Source organism: Mesorhizobium sp. M0633, from assembly GCF_040320645.1.
Classification (GTDB): domain Bacteria; phylum Pseudomonadota; class Alphaproteobacteria; order Rhizobiales; family Rhizobiaceae; genus Mesorhizobium.
This window is the reverse complement of sequence record NZ_JAMYQC010000023.1, coordinates 85821-105818: the sequence shown is the minus strand read 5'-3', so window position 1 is coordinate 105818 and position 19998 is coordinate 85821. Positions and strand designations below refer to the sequence as shown.

Here is a 19998-nt window from a genome sequence, read left to right as displayed (position 1 = left end):
GGTCGATGCCATACCAAGCCGTCGAAAACTGCTTTCCCGGCCTTCAAAAAAGCCCCATTAACTCACCAACCAGGATTTCGCTTCCCGTGCAAAGCCCTCCTTGTGGGAGAAGGTGGATCGGCGCGCAGCGCCGAGCCGGTTGAGGGGTGTTGGAAGAAATGAGGCGCAGGCGTTCCTTGGAACACCCCTCATCCGACCGAGCTTCGCTCGGCCACCTTCTCCCACAAGGGGAGAAGGAGAAGCGCAAACCCTTGCCGCTCCCGGCTGCATCGGTTAGGACACCCGCGCCGTGGAAATCGGTTATTTAACCGATCCCCGGAGCGCCACGAAACACCGAGTACCCATCCCATGGCCGACAAATCCGAAAAGATGAAAGCGCGCCTGCCGCGTGGCTTTGTCGACCGCGGCGCCGACGATCTGCGCGCCGTCGAGAAGATGATGGCGACGATCCGCTCGGTCTTTGAGCTTTACGGTTTCGAGCCGGTCGACCAGCCGCTGATCGAATACACTGATGCGCTCGGCAAATTCCTGCCCGACCAGGACCGGCCGAACGAGGGCGTGTTCTCGTTCCAGGACGATGACGACCAGTGGCTGTCGCTGCGCTACGACCTGACCGCGCCGATGGCGCGCTTTGTCGCCGAGAATTTCGAGCGCCTGCCGAAACCATATCGCAGCTATCGCTCCGGCTGGGTGTTCCGCAACGAGAAGCCCGGCCCCGGCCGCTTCCGCCAGTTCATGCAGTTCGACGCCGACACGGTCGGCACGCCGGGCGTTGCCGCCGATGCCGAGATGGCGATGATGATGGCCGATGTGATGGAGGCGCTCGGCATCAAGCGCGGCGATTACGTCGTCCGCGTCAACAACCGCAAAGTGCTCGATGGCGTGCTGGAGGCGATCGGCCTTGGCGGCGGCGAGAACGCTGGCCGCCGGCTGCAGGTGCTACGGGCGATCGACAAGCTGGACAAGCTGGGCGTCGAGGGGGTTCGTCTGCTTTTGGGCGCCGGGCGCAAGGACGAGAGCGGTGATTTTACCAAGGGTGCCGGGCTGGGTAACGCGCAAATCGATGTTGTGATCAGCTATTTCACGGTCATGGCGCAGCATGATCCCGAACAAATTGTCCAGACACTGGGATCTATCACCCCAGGGCTCAGCAATCTTGTCGAGGAAAGGAAACTCGAACATCTGGGCATAACGAATGCCTCGTTTGTCGAGGGTCTTGCAGAGTTGGAGCAGATAAGAACCATGGTCGCACAAAGCGGCTACGGTGAGGATCGCATCCGCATCGATCCCTCCGTCGTGCGTGGCCTCGAATATTACACCGGCCCGGTCTACGAAGCCGAGCTGCTGGCCGAAATCCCCAATGAGGACGGCCAGATCGTGCGCTTCGGTTCGGTTGGCGGCGGCGGACGTTATGACGGCCTCGTCTCGCGCTTTCGTGGCGAGCCGGTGCCGGCGACCGGTTTTTCGATCGGCGTCTCGCGGCTGATGACGGCGCTGAAGAACCTCGGCAAGCTCGATACTTCCGATGTCATCGCGCCGGTCGTCGTGCTGACCATGGACAAGGATACGGAAAGCCTCGGCCGCTACCAGAAGATGGTGGCCGAGCTGCGCGCCGCCGGCATCCGCTCGGAAATGTATCTCGGCGGCGCCGGCATGAAGGCGCAGCTGAAATATGCCGACCGCCGCGGCAGCCCGGTCGCCGTCATCCAGGGCGGCGACGAGCGCGCCAAAGGCGAGGTGCAGATCAAGGACCTGATCGAAGGCGCGAAAATGTCGGCCGAGATCGCCGACAACGCCGAATGGCGCGCCGCACGACCGGCGCAGGTGACCGTGGCGGAAGGCGATCTGGTCGCCGAGGTGAAGAAGATACTGGCGGCGCAGGCCGAGGAGCGGGCGCGTGGCAAGTAGGGCGCCGCTTGCTTCTCCCCTTGGGGGAGAAGGTGGCCGAGCGAAGCTCGGTCGGATGAGGGGTGTTCCAGGGAACGCCGGCGCCTCATTTCTTCCGGCACCCCTCATCCGTCTTGGCGCGTCGCGCCAATCCACCTTCTCCCACAAGGGGAGAAGGGGAGGTGGCGTTTTATGACCTCCCGCCCCGCCATCGCATCCGACATCACCAGCCTCTTCGCCGCGCGCAACACCCATGCCGTCGAGGTCGCTGTGCTGCAGCCGGCCGATCCGTTCCTCGACATGGCCGGCGAGGATTTGCGGCGCCGCATCTTTCTCACCGAGAGCGAGACCGGGCAGACGCTTTGCCTGCGGCCGGAATTCACCATTCCGGTCTGCCTCGACCACATTGCCAGCCAGGCCGGCACGCCGCGCCGCTATTCCTATCTCGGCGAGGTGTTTCGCCAGCGCCGCGAGGGCGGCAACGAGTTCTTCCAGGCCGGCATCGAAGATCTCGGCGACCGCGACACAGCCGCCGCCGACGCCCGTTCGCTGGCCGATGCGCATGCGCTGCTGTCGCTGGAGCTGCCCGGCCGGGAGCTGGCGGTGACGCTCGGCGACCAGACCATTTTCGAGGCGGTGCTTGCAGCGCTTGGCCTGCCGCGCGGTTGGCGCATGCGGCTGGCGCGCGCCTTCGGCTCGGCGCCGATGCTGGAGGCGGCGCTTGCCGACCTCGCCAATCCGCCGCGCAACAGCCAGCTTGCCGGCCCGGTCGCAGCCCTTGTCCTCGATGGCGATCTCGACAGCCTTTCGGCGCATATCGCCGGCGGCATGGAAGAGGCCGGGCTGTCGGCAACGGCCGGGCGTTCGCCGTCCGAGATTGCGCGGCGCCTGATCGAGAAGGCCGAATTGCGCAGCGTACGGCTGTCGAACGAGGCGTTTGCGGCACTAAAGAGTTTCCTGGCGATCGACGTGCCGCTCGACAACGCCGCCGGAGCGCTCGAACGTTTTGCAGCCGATGCCGGGCTTTCACTGGGGGCTGCGCTGGAGAATTTCGCAGCCCGCGCCGCGGCCATAGAACGCCTCGGCCTGCCGATGTCTGAAATCAGCTACGATGCCGCCTTCGGCCGGCCGCTCGATTACTACACCGGCCTCGTCTTCGAGATCGCGGCGCAGGATGGCGACCGGCCGCTCGCCGGTGGTGGCCGCTACGACCGGCTGCTGACACTGCTCGGCGCCAAAACGCCGATCCCCGGTGTCGGTTTTTCCGTCTGGCTCGACCGCATCGAGGCGCTGCGGGAGACGGCGCCATGATCACGCTGGCGATCCCGTCGAAGGGCCGGCTCAAGGAGCAGGCGCTGGAGGTGCTGGCCAAGGCCGGGCTTGCCGTCAGCCTGCCCGGCGACGAGCGCAAATATCGCGCCCGCATCGACGGCCTTGACGGCGTCGAGATAGCGTTCCTGTCTGCCTCGGAGATATCAGGCGAAATCGGCCAGGGCTCGGTCGATCTCGGCATCACCGGCGAGGATCTGCTTCGCGAAAACCTTGCCGATTGCGAGGCGCGCGCCGAAATCATCGCCCGCCTCGGTTTCGGCAATGCCGATGTCGTCGTCGCCGTGCCCGATATCTGGCTCGATGTCGACACCATGGCCGACCTCGACGACGTCGCCGCCGATTTCCGCCAGCGCCACGGCCGCCGGCTCAGGATCGCCACCAAATACTGGCGCCTGACCCAGCAGTTCTTTTCGCAAAAGCACGGCATCCAGGTCTACCGCATCGTCGAAAGCCTGGGTGCCACCGAAGGCGCGCCGGCGGCCGGGTTGGCCGATATCGTCGTCGACATCACCACGTCAGGCTCGACCTTGCGCGCCAACCATCTCAAGGTGCTGGCCGATGGGCTCATCCTGCGCTCGCAGGCCTGTCTCGTCGCGTCGAGGAAGCAGCGCGCTGTGGCCGACGAGGCGACTTTGCGCGATATTGCGGCCGGGATGGCATCGGTGAATTCAGGCTGACGTCGCCAATCTCCCCCCTTGAGGGGGAGATGTCGCCGAAGGCGACAGAGGGGGTCGGTACGTCTTGACGCGACTCTCCTAACGGCAGGCAGGTGCTCCACGCGAGACGACCCCCTCTGGCCTGCCGGCCATCTCCCCCTCAAGGAGGGAGATTGGCAGCTTGGCCGCTGGAACCGACCTGAAGCGATTTTCTTGACGTACAGCAATTTTGTTCTTGCTTTGTGCCGGCAGCTATGCTACTAATCTCGCTATGGTGCCAATTGGCCCCGAAGACCCGCCCTCCGTGGCGGGTTTTTTATTTTCGGCCCTTACAGGCGAGTTCCCACCCAGCCCTACCATCGGCGGGATTTCCACCACCCCGCCGGGCTGATAGGCTCGTTCTGTCTGCGGAGGACACGGCGATGCCGATCAATCTCGACGAGTTGAAGAATGCCACCAATTTGCGCTCCAAGCGCGATGGGGGTTCGTTCATTGCGCCGGTCGACGGCACGGCGCATGTCTCGGGCGAGCGCAGCGTGCCGCTGCTCAACCTGACCATCCCGGCGCTGTTTGCCGATACGGTCGGCAAATACGGCACGCTCGATGCCGCCGTCTTCGTCGAGCAGGACAAGCGCTTTACCTGGGAGGAACTGTCGGAGACGGTCGATGCGCTGGCCGCCGGCTTCCTGGCGCTCGGCCTCGAGAAAGGCGATCGCGTCGGCATCTGGTCGCCGAACCGCTGGGAATGGCTGGTGACGCAATTCGCCACCGCCCGCATCGGCCTGATCCTGGTCAACATCAACCCGGCCTATCGGTTGGTCGAGCTGGAATATGCCTTGAACAAGGTCGGTTGCAAGGCGCTGGTCACCGCCGCCAAGTTCAAGAGCTCCGACTATCTCGGCATGATCGAGACGCTGGCGCCGGAGATCGCCAAGGCCACCCCTGGCAAGCTCGACGCCAACAAGCTGCCGGCGCTGAAGACCGTTATCCGCATGGACGAGGAGAATTCGCCGGGCATGTTCAATTTCGCCGACGTGCTGGCAATGGCTGGGCGCGACGAGCATGACCGGCTCGACCGCATCTCCGACGGGCTGAAACCCGACGATGCCATCAACATCCAGTTCACCAGCGGCACGACTGGCGCGCCCAAGGGCGCGACGCTGACCCACAACAACATCGTCAACAACGGCAATTTCGTCACCGCGGCGATCCGACTCACCGTCGACGACCTGCTGTGCATTCCGGTGCCGCTCTACCACTGCTTCGGCATGTCGATGGGCACGATGGGCTGCGTCACCAAGGGCGCGACCATGGTTTTCCCGAGCGAGGGGTTCGATGCCGGCGCCACCCTGAAGGCGGTGGCGACGGAACGCTGCACCGCGCTTTACGGCGTGCCGACCATGTTCGTCGGCCTGCTCGACCATCCGGAGTTCGCCTCCTTCGATCTCACCAGCCTGCGCACCGGCATCATGGCCGGCTCGCCATGCCCGATCGAGGTGATGAAGAAGGTGGTGTCGCTGATGCATATGGCAGAGGTGACCATCGCCTACGGCATGACCGAGACCAGCCCGGTGTCGTTCCAGAGCAGCGTCGACGACCCGCTGGAAAAGCGCGTCTCGACCGTCGGCCGCGTCCATCCGCATGTCGAGGTCAAGGCCATCGACGCCGAAGGCGCCACCGTCGCGGTCGGCGCGCCGGGCGAGCTCTGCACGCGCGGCTATTCCGTGATGAAGGGCTATTGGGACGACGAGCAGAAGACCCGCGAGGCCATCGACGCCGACGGCTGGATGCACACGGGCGACCTCGCCACCATTGACGCCGAGGGCTATTGCAACATCGTCGGCCGGGTCAAGGACATGGTCATCCGCGGCGGCGAGAACGTCTATCCACGCGAGGTCGAGGAATTCCTCTATCGCCACCCCAAGATCAAGGAGGTGCAGGTGTTCGGCATTCCCGACCCGAAATATGGCGAGGAGCTGTGCGCCTGGATCGTGCTGAAGCCCGGCCAGATCACCACCGAGCAGGAGATCAAGGCGTTCTGCGCCGGCCAGATCGCCCATTTCAAGATCCCGCGCTACATCCGCTTCCGCACCGAATTGCCGATGACGGTGACCGGCAAGCCGCAGAAATTCCTGATGCGCCAGGCGATGGTCGACGAGCTGGGATTGGTGACGCAGAAGACGGCTTGAGGGCGAGGCGCTTCAGGCTTTCGCAGGGTTCGCAGGAGGGGCTTGCCCAGAAGGGACTTGCAAAAGGGGCTTGCGGAAGGGGCTTGGAATGAGTGGTTTCGCAAGATCGGCGGTTTCGTACGGCATGCCGTTGGCCGCGCTGGCGATGGCTGTCGCGGTCAGGGCCAGCGGGGTGTCGGTCGACGAAGGGTCGCTGGGCACCAGGATGTTTATCGGCGCGCTGTCGAGCGCGATCATGTTCATCACCATTTTCGTGGTGCTCGACCACGCCGAGGCGGTGGCCAGGCGGGTTGGCGAGCCGTACGGCACGTTGGTGCTGACCATCGCCGTGACGGCAATCGAAGTGTCGATCATCGTTTCCATCATGCTGCACGGAGCCAACAACCCGACGCTTGCGCGCGAATCCGTGTTCTCGACGGTGATGATCACCTCCACCGGTGTTGTCGGCATGTGTCTGACGTTTGGTGGCTGGCGCCATCGCAAGCAGGCAATCGTCCGGCAAGGGACCAGCGCCTATCTGGCGGTGCTGGTCGCGCTCAGCGTCATGACGCTTATTCTGCCGACCTACACGCGAACCACCGATCCCGGCACATTCTCGGCGGCGCAACTCGGCTTCGTCAGCGTGCTTTCGGTGCTGCTTTATGCCGGTTTTCTGTTCGCGCAGACTGTCCGCCACCGCGACGATTTCATCGACGGGCAAGCGCATGGCGCCGCAGTGCGAACCGACGCTCACGAAAGCGTCGCCGCCGGCGCTGTTCTCCTGCTGATCGGGCTGATCGGCATCGTCATGCTGGCCGAACAGGTCGCCGCCAGCGTCGAGGATGCGCTCGTCGCCTACCAGGTGCCGCAGGCCGACGCCATTGTCGGCGCGATGATCGCGGGCTTGGTTCTGATGCCGGAGGCCATTTCGGCGGTTCGCGCCGCACTCAACAACGAGCTGCAGCGCGGCCTGAACGTCGCCATGGGTTCGGCCTGTGCCACAATCGGCCTGACAATACCGGGCATAGCCGCCGCCAGCCTGCTGACCGGAAGAGGCCTGACCCTGGGGCTGCCGGCGACCGACACGGTGCTTTTGGTTCTGGCGCTCTTCATCTGCAATGTAAGCTTTAGCACCGAGAGAACGACGTTCTTGACCGGCTTGGTGCATCTGGTGGTGTTTTTTACTTGGGTGTTTTTGATATTTGTGCCGTGAGGGTTGGGGGGGAGGTGGCAAACCACTATCGACCGGTTTTCGAACGAGCGGTCATCCGTTTCCGCATTGAGTTGCGAAGTAGGCGAGCCGCAGAAGTTCCGGATGAGGCGATGGTCGAGAATTGAGAGTGGTGACAGCAAAGACGGCTTGAGGGGTGGGCGCCAATTTGTCTCCTTTGCGCCGTGGGCGGACGCTTAGCACCAAGGCCTTGAACGTCTCGATCTGCAGCCGATTGCGGAATGGCGGCTTTAACGTTTGAAGAAGGATTGCGGACGTTCAGCCCGACGGGACCAAGGTCTGCTCCCGGGTCTAGCCGTCCCGTCTCAATGGCGTCCCGGACCGCCCGGTGGATCTGCGTTGCCAGTGGCGGGTGGCGGGGCAGCCACAGGGTGGACATTTCGGCCCACATGGAAAATGATCATGTTGCCATGCACAACACTGCAGTGCTCTGATCTCGACGAAAAGCCTGAGCGTAGAAGCGGATCAACCGACCTCCGGGTCCAGCGAGCGAGGACGCAAATGGACACCCCAGAGAATGGGCAATTGCATCGCGACGCGGGCGGGCGACCCTGTCGATCGGCCGGCTGGCTTCCCCGCGCCGCCGTGTCGGCGGCATTCCTGCTCGGCATGGCTTTCAGCAGCACTGCGTTTGCGCAGGACCAGCAGCTACCCGTGGTGACAGCGGCCAAGCCGGTGGTCCGTGAAATCGTCGAAGACGACGAGTTCGTCGGGCGCTTCGAAGCCGTCGACCAGGCCGCCATCCGTTCGCGCGTCAGCGGCTATCTGGACAAGGTCAGCTTCCAGGACGGCGCACTGGTCAATAAGGGCGACCTGCTCTTCACCATCGACGAGCGTCCGTACCAGGCGGCTTATGATGCCGCCAAGTCGCAAGTGGACGTCGCCAAGAGTCTGCTCGAATTCTCCAAGATGCAGCTGGATCGCGCCGACGAACTCGCCAAGACCGGCAATATCTCAACCGCGACGGTCGACGACCGACGGCGGGAATACCTTTCGGCGCAGGCGCAGATGCAGGGCGCGACGGCTGCGCTGACGACGGCCAGCCTGAACATGGAATTCACTGAGATCAAGGCGCCCTTGTCCGGCCGCATCGACCGCCGGCTGGTGTCGGTCGGCAACCTCGTGCAGCCGGATTCCACCTTGCTGACGACCATCGTTACGCGCGATCCGATCGACTTCTATTTCGACGTCGATGAGCGCCTGTATTTCAGCTATGCCCGCGACGCGAAGGAGCGCGGCGGCAGCATGCAGGAAGGCGCCGGCGGGCTCGAGGTGGTAGTTCGCGTCGCCGACCGCGCGGAGGCGGTATTCAAAGGCAAGCTCGATTTTGCCGAGAACCGGATCGACAACGCGACCGGCACCATGCGGGTGCGTGCAAGGTTTCCCAACGCCGATGGCATTCTCCAGCCAGGCATGTTCGGGCGCATCAACGTGCCGGGGTCGCTGCCGCATAGCGGCGTGCTGGTGCCCGACGAGGCGATCGGCGCCGATCAGGATCGCCGCATCGTGTTCCTGGTGGATGAGGCCGGGATGGTGTCGGCGAAGCCCGTGCGCACCGGCCCGCTTCTCGACGGCTACCGGGTCATCCGCCAGGGCCTGACCGGCGACGAGACAATCATCGTCAAAGGGCTGATGCACGCCAGGCCCGGCACCAAGGTGAAGGTCGAGATGGTGACGTTGCCGCCCAAGGCCGAGACCGCCGAGTTGCAGCAATGAGGTTCGCACATTTCTTCGTCGACCGTCCGATCTTCGCATCGGTCGTTTCGATCGTCCTGCTGATCCTCGGCGGGATTGCTTATACCCAGCTGCCGGTCGCGCAATATCCCGAGATCGCGCCGCCGACCATCGTCGTTCGCGCGCAGTATCCGGGTGCTGACGCCGAGACGGTCGCAGCGACGGTGGCAACGCCGATCGAGCAGGAGATCAACGGCGTCGAGGGCATGCTCTACATGTCGTCCTATTCGTCGGGCGACGGGGCGATGGCGCTGACCATCACCTTCAAGCTGGGCACCGATCTCGACCAGGCTCAGGTGCTGGTGCAGAACCGCGTGTCGGTCGCCGAGCCGCGCCTGCCCGAAGAAGTCCGCCGCCTCGGCATCACCACCACCAAGAGCTCGCCCGACCTGATGATGGTCGTGCACATGCTGTCGCCCGACAATACGTACGACCAGCTCTACGTCTCGAACTACGCCCGCTCGCGGGTGCGCGACATACTGCTCAGACTAGACGGCGTCGGCGACCTCATCATCTTCGGCGAACGCGAATATTCGCTGCGCATCTGGCTCGATCCGGAAAAACTGTCCGCCCTGGGGATGACCTCGGGCGATGTGGTGCAGGCGCTGCGCGACCAGAACGTCCAGGTGTCGGGCGGCTCGATCGGCGCGCCGCCGACCAGCACCGGCACGGCGTTCCAGTACACGGTCACCACGCAAGGCCGCTTCAACGACGCACGCGACTTCCGATACGTGATCGTCAAATCGACCGACGACGGCCGCCTGATCTCGCTGCAGGACGTGGCGCGCATCGAGCTCGGCGCCAAGGATTACGTCACCAACTCCTATCTCAACGGCAAACCGGCGGTTGCGCTCGCCATCTTCCAGCGGCCGGGCACCAATGCGCTCGCCGCAGCCGCGGAGATCCAGGACAAGATGAAGGAGCTTTCCCGCGACTTCCCGAAGGGGTTGAGCTACGACATCGTCTACAATCCGACCGAGTTCGTCGCCGAGTCGATCCAGGAGGTCTACAAGACGATTCTCGAGGCGATGCTGCTGGTCATCATCGTCATCATCGTCTTCCTGCAATCGTGGCGCATGGCGATCGTGCCGATCGTGGCGATCCCCGTGTCGCTGATCGGCACGCTGGCGGTGCTTTACGCCGCCGGCTTCTCGCTCAACATGCTGACGCTGTTCGGCCTAGTTCTGGCGATCGGCATCGTCGTCGATGATGCGATCGTCGTGGTCGAAAACGTCGAGCGCAATATCGCCAGAGGGCTGGCGCCCAATCCGGCGTCGCACCTGACCATGGACGAAGTCGGAACGGCCGTCATCGCGATCTCGCTGGTGCTGATAGCCGTGTTCGTACCGACAGCCTTCATCCCCGGCATTTCTGGGCAGTTCTATCTTCAGTTTGCGATCACCATCGCGGTGTCGACGGCGATCTCGGCATTCAATTCGCTGACGCTTTCGCCGGCGCTGGCCGCACTGCTGTTCAAGCCGCATCACGCCGCGGCGGCGCCGCCGCGCTTTTTCCTGGCGCGGTTCGGACGGGCGCTCGCCGACGGCTTCAATCGCGGCTTCGACAGGGTCGCCCATTGGTATTCGAGCATCATCCGCGTGCTGGTCGGCTCGTGGATGACGATCGCCGCCATGCTGGCCGTTTTCGCGGCCCTCATCTACGCCACGGCCTACATGGTGCAGTCGGTGCCGCGCGGTTTCATTCCGTCGCTTGACCAGGGCTATGCGATCGTCGTCATCCAGTTGCCGGACGGCGCTTCGCTGTCGAGGACCGATGCGGTCATCCAGCAGGCGTCGCAGATCATCCAGAAAACGCCAGGCGTCGACTACGCAGTCGCCTTCGCCGGCTTCTCCGGCGCGACCTTCACCAACGCCAGCAACGCCGGCGTGATCTTCGCCAGGTTCAAGCCGTTTGACGAGCGACTGAAAGCCGGCCAGTCGGCGACCCAGGTCATCGGCAATCTGTTCGGCAGCCTGCAAAGCATCAAGGAAGCCTTCATTATCGCACTGCCGCCGCCGCCGATCCGCGGCGTCGGCAATGCCGGCGGCTTCAAGCTGCAGATCCAGGAGCGCAACAGCGCCGACATGCGGCAGATCCTGGCGCTTGCCAACGAAATCGCCGGCAAGGCCAACAAGACGCCGGGGCTGACGGGCGTGTTCACCACGTTCTCCGCGTCGAGCCCGCAATTCTTCCTGGCGATCGATCGCGACAAGGCGCGCATCCTGAACGTGCCGATCCCCAACATCTTCGAGGCGCTGTCGATCAATTTGGGCACCGCCTACGTCAACGACTTCAACGCTTTCGGGCGCGTCTACCAGGTGCGGGCGCAGGCCGACCAGGCGTTCCGTCTCGATCGCGCCGACATCTTGAAACTGAAGGTGCGCTCGGCGACCGGCGCGCTGGTTCCGCTCGGCACGTTGGTCGAGATCCGCGATGTCACCGGCCCGGCGCTGGTCCAGCGCTACAACATGTACGTTTCGGTGCCGCTGCAGGGCAACGCCGCGCCCGGCGTTTCCACGGGCGACGCGCTGGCATTGATGGAAGGGATCACGGCAAAGACGCTGCCGGCCGGTACCTCCTATGAATGGACCGAGCTCGCCTATCAGGAGCGCAACACCGGCAATGCCGCTGTCTATATCTTCGGACTGTCGGTGTTGTTCGTGTTCCTGGCGCTGGCGGCGCAATATGAAAGCTGGGTGCTGCCGTTCGCCATTGTGCTGGTGGTGCCGCTCGGCGTGCTCGCGGCGTTGCTCGGCGTGTCGTTCCGAGGGCTGGACAACAACATCCTCGTGCAGATCGGCCTCATCGTGCTAATCGGGCTTGCCGCCAAGAACGCGATCCTGATCGTCGAATTCGCGCGGCAGGCGCAGGAACGCGGGCTGTCGGCCGCCGAGGCTGCCGTCGAAGCCTGCCGGCTCAGGCTGCGGCCGATCCTGATGACCGCTTTCTCGTTCATCCTCGGCGTCGTGCCGCTGATGATCGCAACGGGCCCGGGCGCAGAAATGCGCCAGTCGCTCGGCACCGCGGTATTCTCCGGCATGCTCGGCGTCACCTTCGTCGGCCTGTTCCTGACGCCGGTGTTCTACGTCACGCTCAGGTCGCTGTTTTCACGGCGCAAGCCCCGTGCCGAGGCCGAGCCTTCGGGGCCGGCAGAGGCGCCATCGGAGACGGCCGCCGAGTAGGGTTACGAATTCGCCGCGTCGGGCGCGGCTTATCACTCCAGAAAATCGGCGCGGCGCGGCAACGGCCACGATCTGCGCGACCTCGGCGTCGAGGTGCGGCGGAGACCCTGCCCGGTCTGATCCAGCCTAACAGCCGCATCCAGCTCGGCGAGACGATGCCGGGCGGCGAGGCCAATGCGATCTTCTATCTGGTCGACCGGGCGGGGCTTGAGGGCGCACCCGCGACCTCCGGAGTCCTCGCTTGCGATGTCTGCTTTCAGGACGCGGAGAAGCTGATCTCTACGGCCGACATGGGGCGCGAAGCGGTCATCCACGATCTTCAGGTTTTGACCCAGGACGGCCTTTCCCCGGTAGTGAGCGGGAAGGGCGCGGTCGTCGAGCGAGTTGTCAGCCGCCTATTTCCGCAGCCCATTAATGTGCAACTTGGGAAGCCGCTGACATCAATTCCTCCGGATTCGGCGCCTTGGGGGTATTGAGGCCAGCCTCCAGAACTTCAGTGAAGCTCCAGCGTACAATGCCCCCTCGGTCGATGAGAAACTGACCAACCAGCAGCTCCTTAGCGGAAGCCATCATCTGTTGATCGGCTTCCGTAATCTCATACCCCTCCTTCTTGTTGAGCAACTCGTTTATTGCGATGGGGTCCATAGGCTCGGGCAACTCGCCCGGGAGATCGATACGGATCCCCATGACCTTGTCCATCCCGATCTCGCGCAAGCCGAAAGCACGGTGCGAGGCCCGCTCCGGGTCGGACGCGGCGAGAAGATCGGGTGTCGGATGGTAACGGAAATAGAGCCGTGCCCGCTCTACCGGTGTATTGACGACCGCCAGGCATTCGACGCCTTTCTCAGCCAGAGCCGGCTTGAGTTGCGCCATTGCCGCGACATTGCGCCGGCAGAACGCACAGTGCAGGCCTCGAAACAAGCCGATCAACAATGGGCTACGACCTCGAAAATCAGTGAGCGCGATTTTGCCTTCGCGGGAGATCGCATCGAGAATAATATTCGGCGCCCGGTCGCCCGGCTGCAGCGGGCGTTCGACATTACTCGTGGACATGGACAACCTCCTCGCCCGGGTAAGCACACCCAGTCATCGGGGGTTGAGTCCGTGCTGGGGGACGCCAGGGCAAAAATTGCTTTCGACCTTTGCCATACTGCCGAGGTCGAGATTACGCGCGTTGCAGGTGCATCATAACACGAAAAAAGCCTCTGCGGGTCGCCCGTTTCGCGAGCTGTCGCGAGCGCTGTGGTAAACAGTGTATCGTCTCATCCGTGCCATGGGACGACACAGCGGCGGGACCGATTGGATCTTCACATGCTTGCGGTGTTCAAGGCTTGAAACTTGGGCGGCTTCAATGTGCCCGGACGTCAAATGCCGACCGCATGGATCGCGGATCTCTGCCCTCAGCGGAACCGAGCGCCGTGCAGCCGGTTAATCGGCATGAAGCCACCACCAATCCAAGGCCACACCATGACCATTCTGCAAACCACGAAGAAAGCCGTCGAGCAGGTCACCGGCATCGCCAGGCCGGGCAAGCGCGAGGTTTCCGATCTTCTCCGGCCGCGCAAAGCGAATGAATTTCGGTTCAGGGATGATGGCCTGGTGCCCAACCATCCGTTCTGGCCGCTTGTCGTCTATCGCGGCGCCGTGAAGCTGCCCGAGGAATTCGATCCGGCGGCGGTCATGGAGGCGCTTTTCGACGCAAATGGCTGGGGCGATAGCTGGCGCAACGGCATCTACGGCTACGTCCACTACCATTCGCGGATACACGAGGTGCTGGGCGTTGCGCGCGGCACGGCCAAGGTCCGCTTTGGCGGCAGCAAGGGACGAACGCTGTCGCTGAAGGCCGGCGATGTCGCGGTTCTTCCGGCCGGCACCGGGCACCAGCGTCTTTCCGCGTCCGACGATTTTCTGGTTGTCGGCGCCTATCCTCCATCCGGCACCTATGACCTGTGTACGACCGCCGCCGACCATGCCAAGGCAGTCGTCACGATCCCCAGGGTTGGCCGTCCGCGCAAGGACCCTGTCTATGGAAGCAACGGCCCGTTGCTCGCAGCCTGGGAAAAGGATTGAAGCCGTTCCTTTCTTGCGGGTTGGCTTCGGGGCTAAAACCGGATCCTTGACCCGCCGCTCTACGCTGCCAGCACCGCCGCATCCAGCCCGCGGATGATCTTGGCCAGTTCGACGCATTCGTCGTGGCGCACCTTGTTGCGCCGCCAGGCGAGGCAGATCGTGCGCTGCGGCATCGGCTCCTGGAACGGCACGATCTTCAGATCGGGGATAGTGCTGGCCGGCCCTGCCGCCATTTCCGGGATGAGCGTGACGCCGAGCCCGTGCGCCACCATCTGTAAGAGCGTCGTCAGGCTGGTCGCGCCGTAGCTTGCCATCGCCACCGGCCACACGCTGCCGCAGACGGCGAGCGCCTGTTCGCGCAGGCAATGGCCTTCCTCCAGCAGCATCAGCCTTTCCAGCGCCGGGCTTTCCGGCGGCACCGGCGGTGAGGCGAAGGCGGGGTCGCCGGCCGGCACGGCCAGGAAGAACCGGTCGGCGAAGAGCGGTTCGGTGACCAGGCCGGGATAGTCCAGCGGCAGTGCCGCGACGAAGGCATCGAGCTTCCCCGAGCTGGTGTCGTCGACCAGCGAGGCGGTCACGGCTTCGCGCAGTTCCAGCTGTAAGGCCGGGAAATGCCGTTTCAGCTCCGGCAGCACATGCGGCAGGAGATAGGGCGCTACCGTCGGGATGATGCCGAGCCGGAAGCGGCCTTCCAGCGCCGGGCGGCCGCGCCGGGCCGTCGCCTCGACGTCGCGGACGTCGGCAAGAATGCGCTCGATGCGCGGCAGCAGGGCCACGGCCTCGTCGGTCATCCGCACCACCTTGCCGCCGCGCTCGAACAGACGGCAATTGAGCCGCAGCTCCATCTCGGCGATCTGCGCGGACAGCGCCGGCTGGCTGACGCCGGCGAGTTTTGCCGCGCGGCCGAAATGCAGCGTCTGCGCCAGCGCCTCGAAATAATGCATCTGCCGGACGGTCAAACCGATCATAAGGAAAACCTATCAGAATAAACAGCAAAGGCAATTTGTCTTTATCGGCTGGGCGGGCTAGTCTGGAACCATTCCAGGATGGCGCGGCCGCTGGCCCTGCCCGGAAAATCAACAAAATCCCGGAAAATCAACAAATCGGAGGCAAAGATGGACGCGAAAACCGACGACAACAGCGCCGGCAAATGCCCGGTCCCACATGGATCGGCCAGCAGGAGCAACCGTGACTGGTGGCCGAACCAGCTTGACCTTGGCGTCCTCCACCAGCAGTCCAGCCTCTCGGACCCGATGGACGAGGACTTCGACTACGCCAAGGAATTCAAGAGCCTCGATCTCGATGCGGTGATCAGGGATCTGCACCAGGTGATGACCGATTCGCAGGATTGGTGGCCGGCCGATTTCGGCCATTACGGCCCGCTCTTCATCCGCATGGCCTGGCACAGCGCCGGTACCTATCGCATCGGCGACGGCCGTGGCGGCGCCGGCGCCGGCCAGCAGCGTTTCGCGCCGCTCAACAGCTGGCCGGACAACGCCAATCTCGACAAGGCGCGCCGGCTGCTGTGGCCGGTCAAGCAGAAATACGGCAGGAAGATCTCCTGGGCCGACCTGTTGATCCTCACCGGCAACGTCGCGCTGGAATCGATGGGCTTCAAGACCTTCGGCTTCGCCGGCGGCCGCGCCGATGTCTGGGAGCCGGAGCAGGACGTCGACTGGGGATCGGAAACCAAGTGGCTCGCCGACGAGCGCTATTCCGGCGACCGTGAACTTCACGGCCATCTCGGCGCCGTGCAGATGGGGCTGATCTACGTCAACCCGGAAGGGCCGAACGGCACGCCCGATCCATTGGCCGCGGCGCGCGACATTCGCGAGACCTTCGCTCGCATGGCCATGAACGACGAGGAAACCGTGGCGCTCATCGCCGGCGGTCACACCTTCGGCAAGACCCACGGCGCCGGTGATGCATCGCTGGTCGGGGCGGAGCCGGAAGGCGCCGGCATCGAGGCACAGGGCCTCGGCTGGTCGAGCAAGCATGCCACCGGCATTGCCGGCGACGCCATCACCTCGGGCCTCGAGGTGACCTGGACCACGACGCCGACCAAATGGAGCAACAACTTCTTCGACAATCTGTTCAACTACGAATGGGAGCTGACCAAGAGCCCGGCCGGCGCCCATCAGTGGACGCCGAAGGGCGGCGCCGGTGCAGGCACCGTGCCGGACGCGCACGATCCCTCGAAGCGCCGCGCGCCGGCGATGCTGACCACCGACCTCGCGCTGCGCGTCGACCCGGCCTACGAGAAGATCTCGCGACGGTTCCATCAGAATCCTGATCAGTTCGCCGATGCCTTCGCCCGCGCCTGGTTCAAGCTGACCCATCGCGACATGGGTCCGGCCGTCCGCTATCTCGGCCCGCTCGTGCCGAAGGAAGAGCTGATCTGGCAGGACCCGATACCGGCAATCGACCACGAGCTGGTCAGCGAACAGGACATCGCCTCGCTGAAGGCGAAGATCCTGGCCTCCGGCCTGTCCGTTTCCGAACTGGTCTCGACCGCCTGGGCCTCGGCCTCGACTTTCCGCGGCTCCGACAAGCGCGGCGGCGCCAACGGCGCCCGCATCCGCCTGGCGCCGCAGAAGGACTGGGAGGTCAACCAGCCGGCCCAGCTGTCGAAGGTGCTTGCGCAGCTCGAAGGCATCCAGAGCGAGTTCAACGCCGGGCAGACAGGCGACAAAAAGGTCTCGCTTGCCGACCTGATCGTTCTCGGCGGCGTCGCCGCGGTCGAGAGGGCGGCCAAGGACGGCGGCCATGACGTGGGGGTGCCGTTCACGCCAGGCCGCATGGACGCCTCGCAGGAACAGACGGATGTCCAGTCCTTCGCAGCGCTCGAGCCGAAAGTCGATGGCTTCCGCAATTATGTCAGGGGCAAGCAGCCGATGTCGGTCGAAGCGATGCTGGTCGACCGGGCGCAGCTGCTGACCTTGACGGCGCCGGAGATGACGGTGCTCGTCGGCGGGTTGCGGGTGCTCGGCGCCAACACCGGTCAGTCGAAGCACGGGGTGTTCACCGACAGGCCGGGCACGTTGACCAACGACTTCTTCGTCAACCTGCTCTCCATGAACACGGTCTGGGATCCGACCGCCGGCTCCGATGAAGTCTACGAAGCGCGCGACCGCAAGACCAAGACGGTCAAGTGGACCGGCACCCGCGCCGACCTGATCTTCGGCTCGCACGCGCAATTGCGTGCGCTGGCCGAGGTCTACGGCTCGGCGGACGCCGGGCGGAAGTTCGTCAGGGATTTCGTCGCGGCCTGGACCAAGGTGATGAACGCCGACCGTTTTGACTTCGCGGCCTGATCCGGGCATACGAATTTCTCGACGCAACAAAAAGGCGCGGGCCTCGACCCGCGCCTTTTCCATGAAGCCTTCGAAAAATCAGTCCTTCTCGAAGATACCGGCTTTGGCGACCACGCCGGCGATGGCGCCGCCGATCAGCGGCGCGACGATGAACAGCCACAGCTGGCCGATCGCCGCAGTTCCCGAAAACAGCGCCGGGCCGATCGAACGGGCCGGGTTGAGCGATGTGCCGGTCACCGGGATGATGGCGAAATGCAGTCCGGCCAGCGTCAGGCCGATGACCAGGCCGGCGAAGGCCGTGGTGTGCTTGGCGTTGGTGACGCCGAGGATCAGCGTGACGAAGGTGAAGGTTCCGATCAGCTCCCACAGGAAGGCCGAGCTGACGCCCCATTTCGTCACGTCCCAGCCATTGGCGCCGAAGCCGCCGGTGTGGCCGCCGACCTGTCCGGAGACGATGATCCACAGCGCCAGCGACGCGATGATGGCGCCGATGACCTGCGCGATCCAATAGGGAATGACATCCCTGGCCGGCATCCGCCCGGCGAGGAACACACCGAGCGTCACCGCCGGATTGAGATGCGCGCCCGAAATCGGGCCGATCGCATAGGCCGCCGCGATCAGGCCGATGCCGAACGCCAGACCGATGCCTTCCTGGCCAAGCGGCAGCGCGCCGCCGAAGCCACCCGTCACCACCGAAGCCGTGCCGATGAACACCAATAGAAACGTGCCTAGAACTTCCGCCAGATAAGTTTTCATTGCCCTCTCCTCGTATCGACCCGCGGCTCCGCTTTTTCTGCGACGCGAATCACCGCGCAAAGAGTATTCGCAACCGGAAAACTTGCAAAGCAGAGCAGTTGCACCAGTCGGCATGCTTGTGCGTGTCAGACAAGCACATTAGAGACTTGTAATATATTGATCGAATTGTTTGGTTCCGCATGCCGGCGCCCGCCTGGTGGCGGCGGCTCGCGATGCACCAATCCACATTCGTCACCCCTTTGCATGGATTGTCTCGCCGTCGGCGAAACAGAACTGTTTCAATCAGGACACGAAAAGCTCTAAGAGCAGGGCCGGAATTAATTTGCTGAGTAATGGAAGACGACAATGAGACTGGGCGGGCGGCTGGCGGCAGCCATCGAAGTGCTTGACGACATTGGCCGGCGTCACCGGCCGGTGGCCGATGCGCTGAAGGACTGGGGCCTGTCGCACCGCTTCGCCGGCGGCGGCGACCGTGCCGCGATCGGCAACATCGTCTACGACGCGCTGCGCCGCAAGCGCTCCGCCGGCTGGCTGTTGGGCGAGGACACGCCGCGCGCCATCGGCTTCGGCGCGCTGCTGCTCGAATGGGGCCAGACGGCGCAGTCGCTGAACGAGGCGCTCGAGGGCGACAAGTTTGCGCCGCCGCTGCTTACCGCCGACGAATTGAAAACGCTCGGCGGTCGCCGGCTTGCCGATGCGCCGCCGGCCGTCAGGGCAGACATCCCCGACTGGTGCATGCCGCTGTTCGAACGGGCGTTCGGCACGGCCTGGGTGGAAGAGGGTGCCGCGCTGGCGACACGCCCGCCGCTCGACCTCAGGGTCAACACGCTGAAGGCCGATCGCGGCAAGGTGCTGGCGGAATTGGCGGAGACCGGCGCCAAGCCTGCGCGGATCGCGCCGCACGGTATCCGCATCCCGCCGATCGAAGGCGACGGCAGGCACCCGAACGTGCAGGCCGAGCCGGCCTTCCAGAAAGGCTGGTTCGAAGTTCAGGACGAGGGTTCGCAGATGGCGGCCGAACTGGCCGGCGCCGAACCTGGAATGCAGGTGCTCGATTTTTGCGCCGGCGCCGGCGGCAAGACGCTGGCGCTGTCCGCGGCGATGGACAATCGCGGCCAGATCTTCGCCCACGATGCGGAGAAGGCAAGGCTGGCGCCGATCTTCGACCGCATCCGCCGTTCGGAAAACCGCAATGTGCAGATCGTCACCAGGCCGGCCGAACTGCCGCCGCTCGGCAAGCACATGGATATCGTCCTGATCGATGCGCCCTGCACCGGCAGCGGCACCTGGCGGCGCCGGCCGGATGCCAAATGGCGGCTGACGCAAAGACAGCTCGACGCCCGCAAGGGCGAGCAGGAGACGATACTCGATGCCGCCAGGGACTTCGTCAAACCCGGCGGCCTGCTGGTCTACATCACCTGTTCGGTGTTCGACGAGGAGAATGGCGACCAGGTTTCGGCCTTCCGGGACCGCCATCCCGGTTTTGTCCCGCTCGATCACCGCCAGCTTTGGGACAGCCGTTTTGCGGGCCACGAAGCGGCAATGCGGATAGGCGCCGCGGGCGGCATTTCGCTGTCGCCGTTGCTGAGCGGCACCGACGGCTTTTACTTCTGCGCGCTGCGGCGGGCCGGCTGAATCGTTGCCATCGATACAGGGCTAAGCCGAATG

General features: G+C 64.3%; 13 protein-coding genes. 10 read left to right on the top strand and 3 right to left on the bottom strand.

Going from position 1 to position 19998, the window contains the following annotated elements:
- Window positions 1–348 precede the first annotated feature (348 nt).
- The 7 genes from hisS (at window position 349) to NKI47_RS22775 (ending at window position 12190) form a co-directional block, all read left to right on the top strand.
- The gene (hisS, locus tag NKI47_RS22805) at window positions 349–1908 is read left to right on the top strand and encodes a histidine--tRNA ligase (RefSeq protein ID WP_352593745.1); all 1560 of its coding nucleotides are present in this window, start codon (window positions 349–351) and stop codon (window positions 1906–1908) included.
- A gap of 171 nt (window positions 1909–2079) precedes the next feature.
- Entirely contained in the window at window positions 2080–3198 is a 1119-nt protein-coding gene (locus NKI47_RS22800) for an ATP phosphoribosyltransferase regulatory subunit (protein ID WP_352593744.1), read from the top strand.
- The gene (gene hisG, locus NKI47_RS22795) at window positions 3195–3896 is read left to right on the top strand and encodes an ATP phosphoribosyltransferase (RefSeq protein WP_352593743.1); all 702 of its coding nucleotides are present in this window, start codon (window positions 3195–3197) and stop codon (window positions 3894–3896) included. The genes NKI47_RS22800 and hisG overlap by 4 nt, the downstream gene beginning before the upstream one ends.
- A gap of 401 nt (window positions 3897–4297) precedes the next feature.
- Window positions 4298–6064 carry an AMP-binding protein gene (locus tag NKI47_RS22790; RefSeq protein WP_023677129.1) on the top strand — a complete coding sequence of 589 codons (1767 nt, stop codon included), beginning with the start codon at window positions 4298–4300 and terminating at the stop codon, window positions 6062–6064.
- 88 nt (window positions 6065–6152) lie between these two features.
- Window positions 6153–7256 (top strand): calcium:cation antiporter, encoded by a 1104-nt coding sequence (locus NKI47_RS22785; RefSeq protein ID WP_352593742.1) that lies wholly within the window; start codon window positions 6153–6155, stop codon window positions 7254–7256.
- Between the two features lie 627 nt (window positions 7257–7883).
- Window positions 7884–8990: an efflux RND transporter periplasmic adaptor subunit gene (locus NKI47_RS22780; RefSeq protein WP_352593747.1), complete on the top strand. Its 1107-nt coding sequence runs from the start codon at window positions 7884–7886 to the stop codon at window positions 8988–8990.
- On the top strand, window positions 8987–12190 hold the full coding sequence (locus NKI47_RS22775) for an efflux RND transporter permease subunit (RefSeq protein WP_352593741.1): 3204 nt from the start codon (window positions 8987–8989) through the stop codon (window positions 12188–12190). The genes NKI47_RS22780 and NKI47_RS22775 overlap by 4 nt, the downstream gene beginning before the upstream one ends.
- Before the next feature lie 411 nt (window positions 12191–12601).
- Here NKI47_RS22775 and NKI47_RS22770 read toward each other — a convergent pair whose 3' ends face one another.
- The gene (locus NKI47_RS22770) at window positions 12602–13243 is read right to left on the bottom strand and encodes a peroxiredoxin-like family protein (RefSeq protein WP_352593740.1); all 642 of its coding nucleotides are present in this window, start codon (window positions 13241–13243) and stop codon (window positions 12602–12604) included.
- Window positions 13244–13657: 414 nt separating this feature from the next.
- Here NKI47_RS22770 and NKI47_RS22765 point away from each other — a divergent pair, with 414 nt between their 5' ends.
- Complete coding sequence (locus NKI47_RS22765) at window positions 13658–14260, top strand: cupin domain-containing protein (protein ID WP_352593739.1); 603 nt, start codon at window positions 13658–13660, stop codon at window positions 14258–14260.
- Window positions 14261–14319: 59 nt separating this feature from the next.
- Here NKI47_RS22765 and NKI47_RS22760 read toward each other — a convergent pair whose 3' ends face one another.
- Entirely contained in the window at window positions 14320–15228 is a 909-nt protein-coding gene (locus NKI47_RS22760; RefSeq protein ID WP_352593738.1) for a hydrogen peroxide-inducible genes activator, read from the bottom strand.
- Between the two features lie 147 nt (window positions 15229–15375).
- Between NKI47_RS22760 and katG the strand changes: the two genes are divergently transcribed.
- The gene (gene katG / locus NKI47_RS22755) at window positions 15376–17574 is read left to right on the top strand and encodes a catalase/peroxidase HPI (protein WP_352593737.1); all 2199 of its coding nucleotides are present in this window, start codon (window positions 15376–15378) and stop codon (window positions 17572–17574) included.
- Between the two features lie 78 nt (window positions 17575–17652).
- On the opposite strand, the gene NKI47_RS22750 is transcribed toward katG, so the two are convergent.
- Entirely contained in the window at window positions 17653–18330 is a 678-nt protein-coding gene (locus NKI47_RS22750) for an MIP/aquaporin family protein (RefSeq protein ID WP_352593736.1), read from the bottom strand.
- A 345-nt stretch (window positions 18331–18675) separates the two neighbouring features.
- Between NKI47_RS22750 and NKI47_RS22745 the strand changes: the two genes are divergently transcribed.
- Window positions 18676–19965: an RsmB/NOP family class I SAM-dependent RNA methyltransferase gene (locus NKI47_RS22745; RefSeq protein WP_352593735.1), complete on the top strand. Its 1290-nt coding sequence runs from the start codon at window positions 18676–18678 to the stop codon at window positions 19963–19965.
- Window positions 19966–19998: the final 33 nt, after the last annotated feature.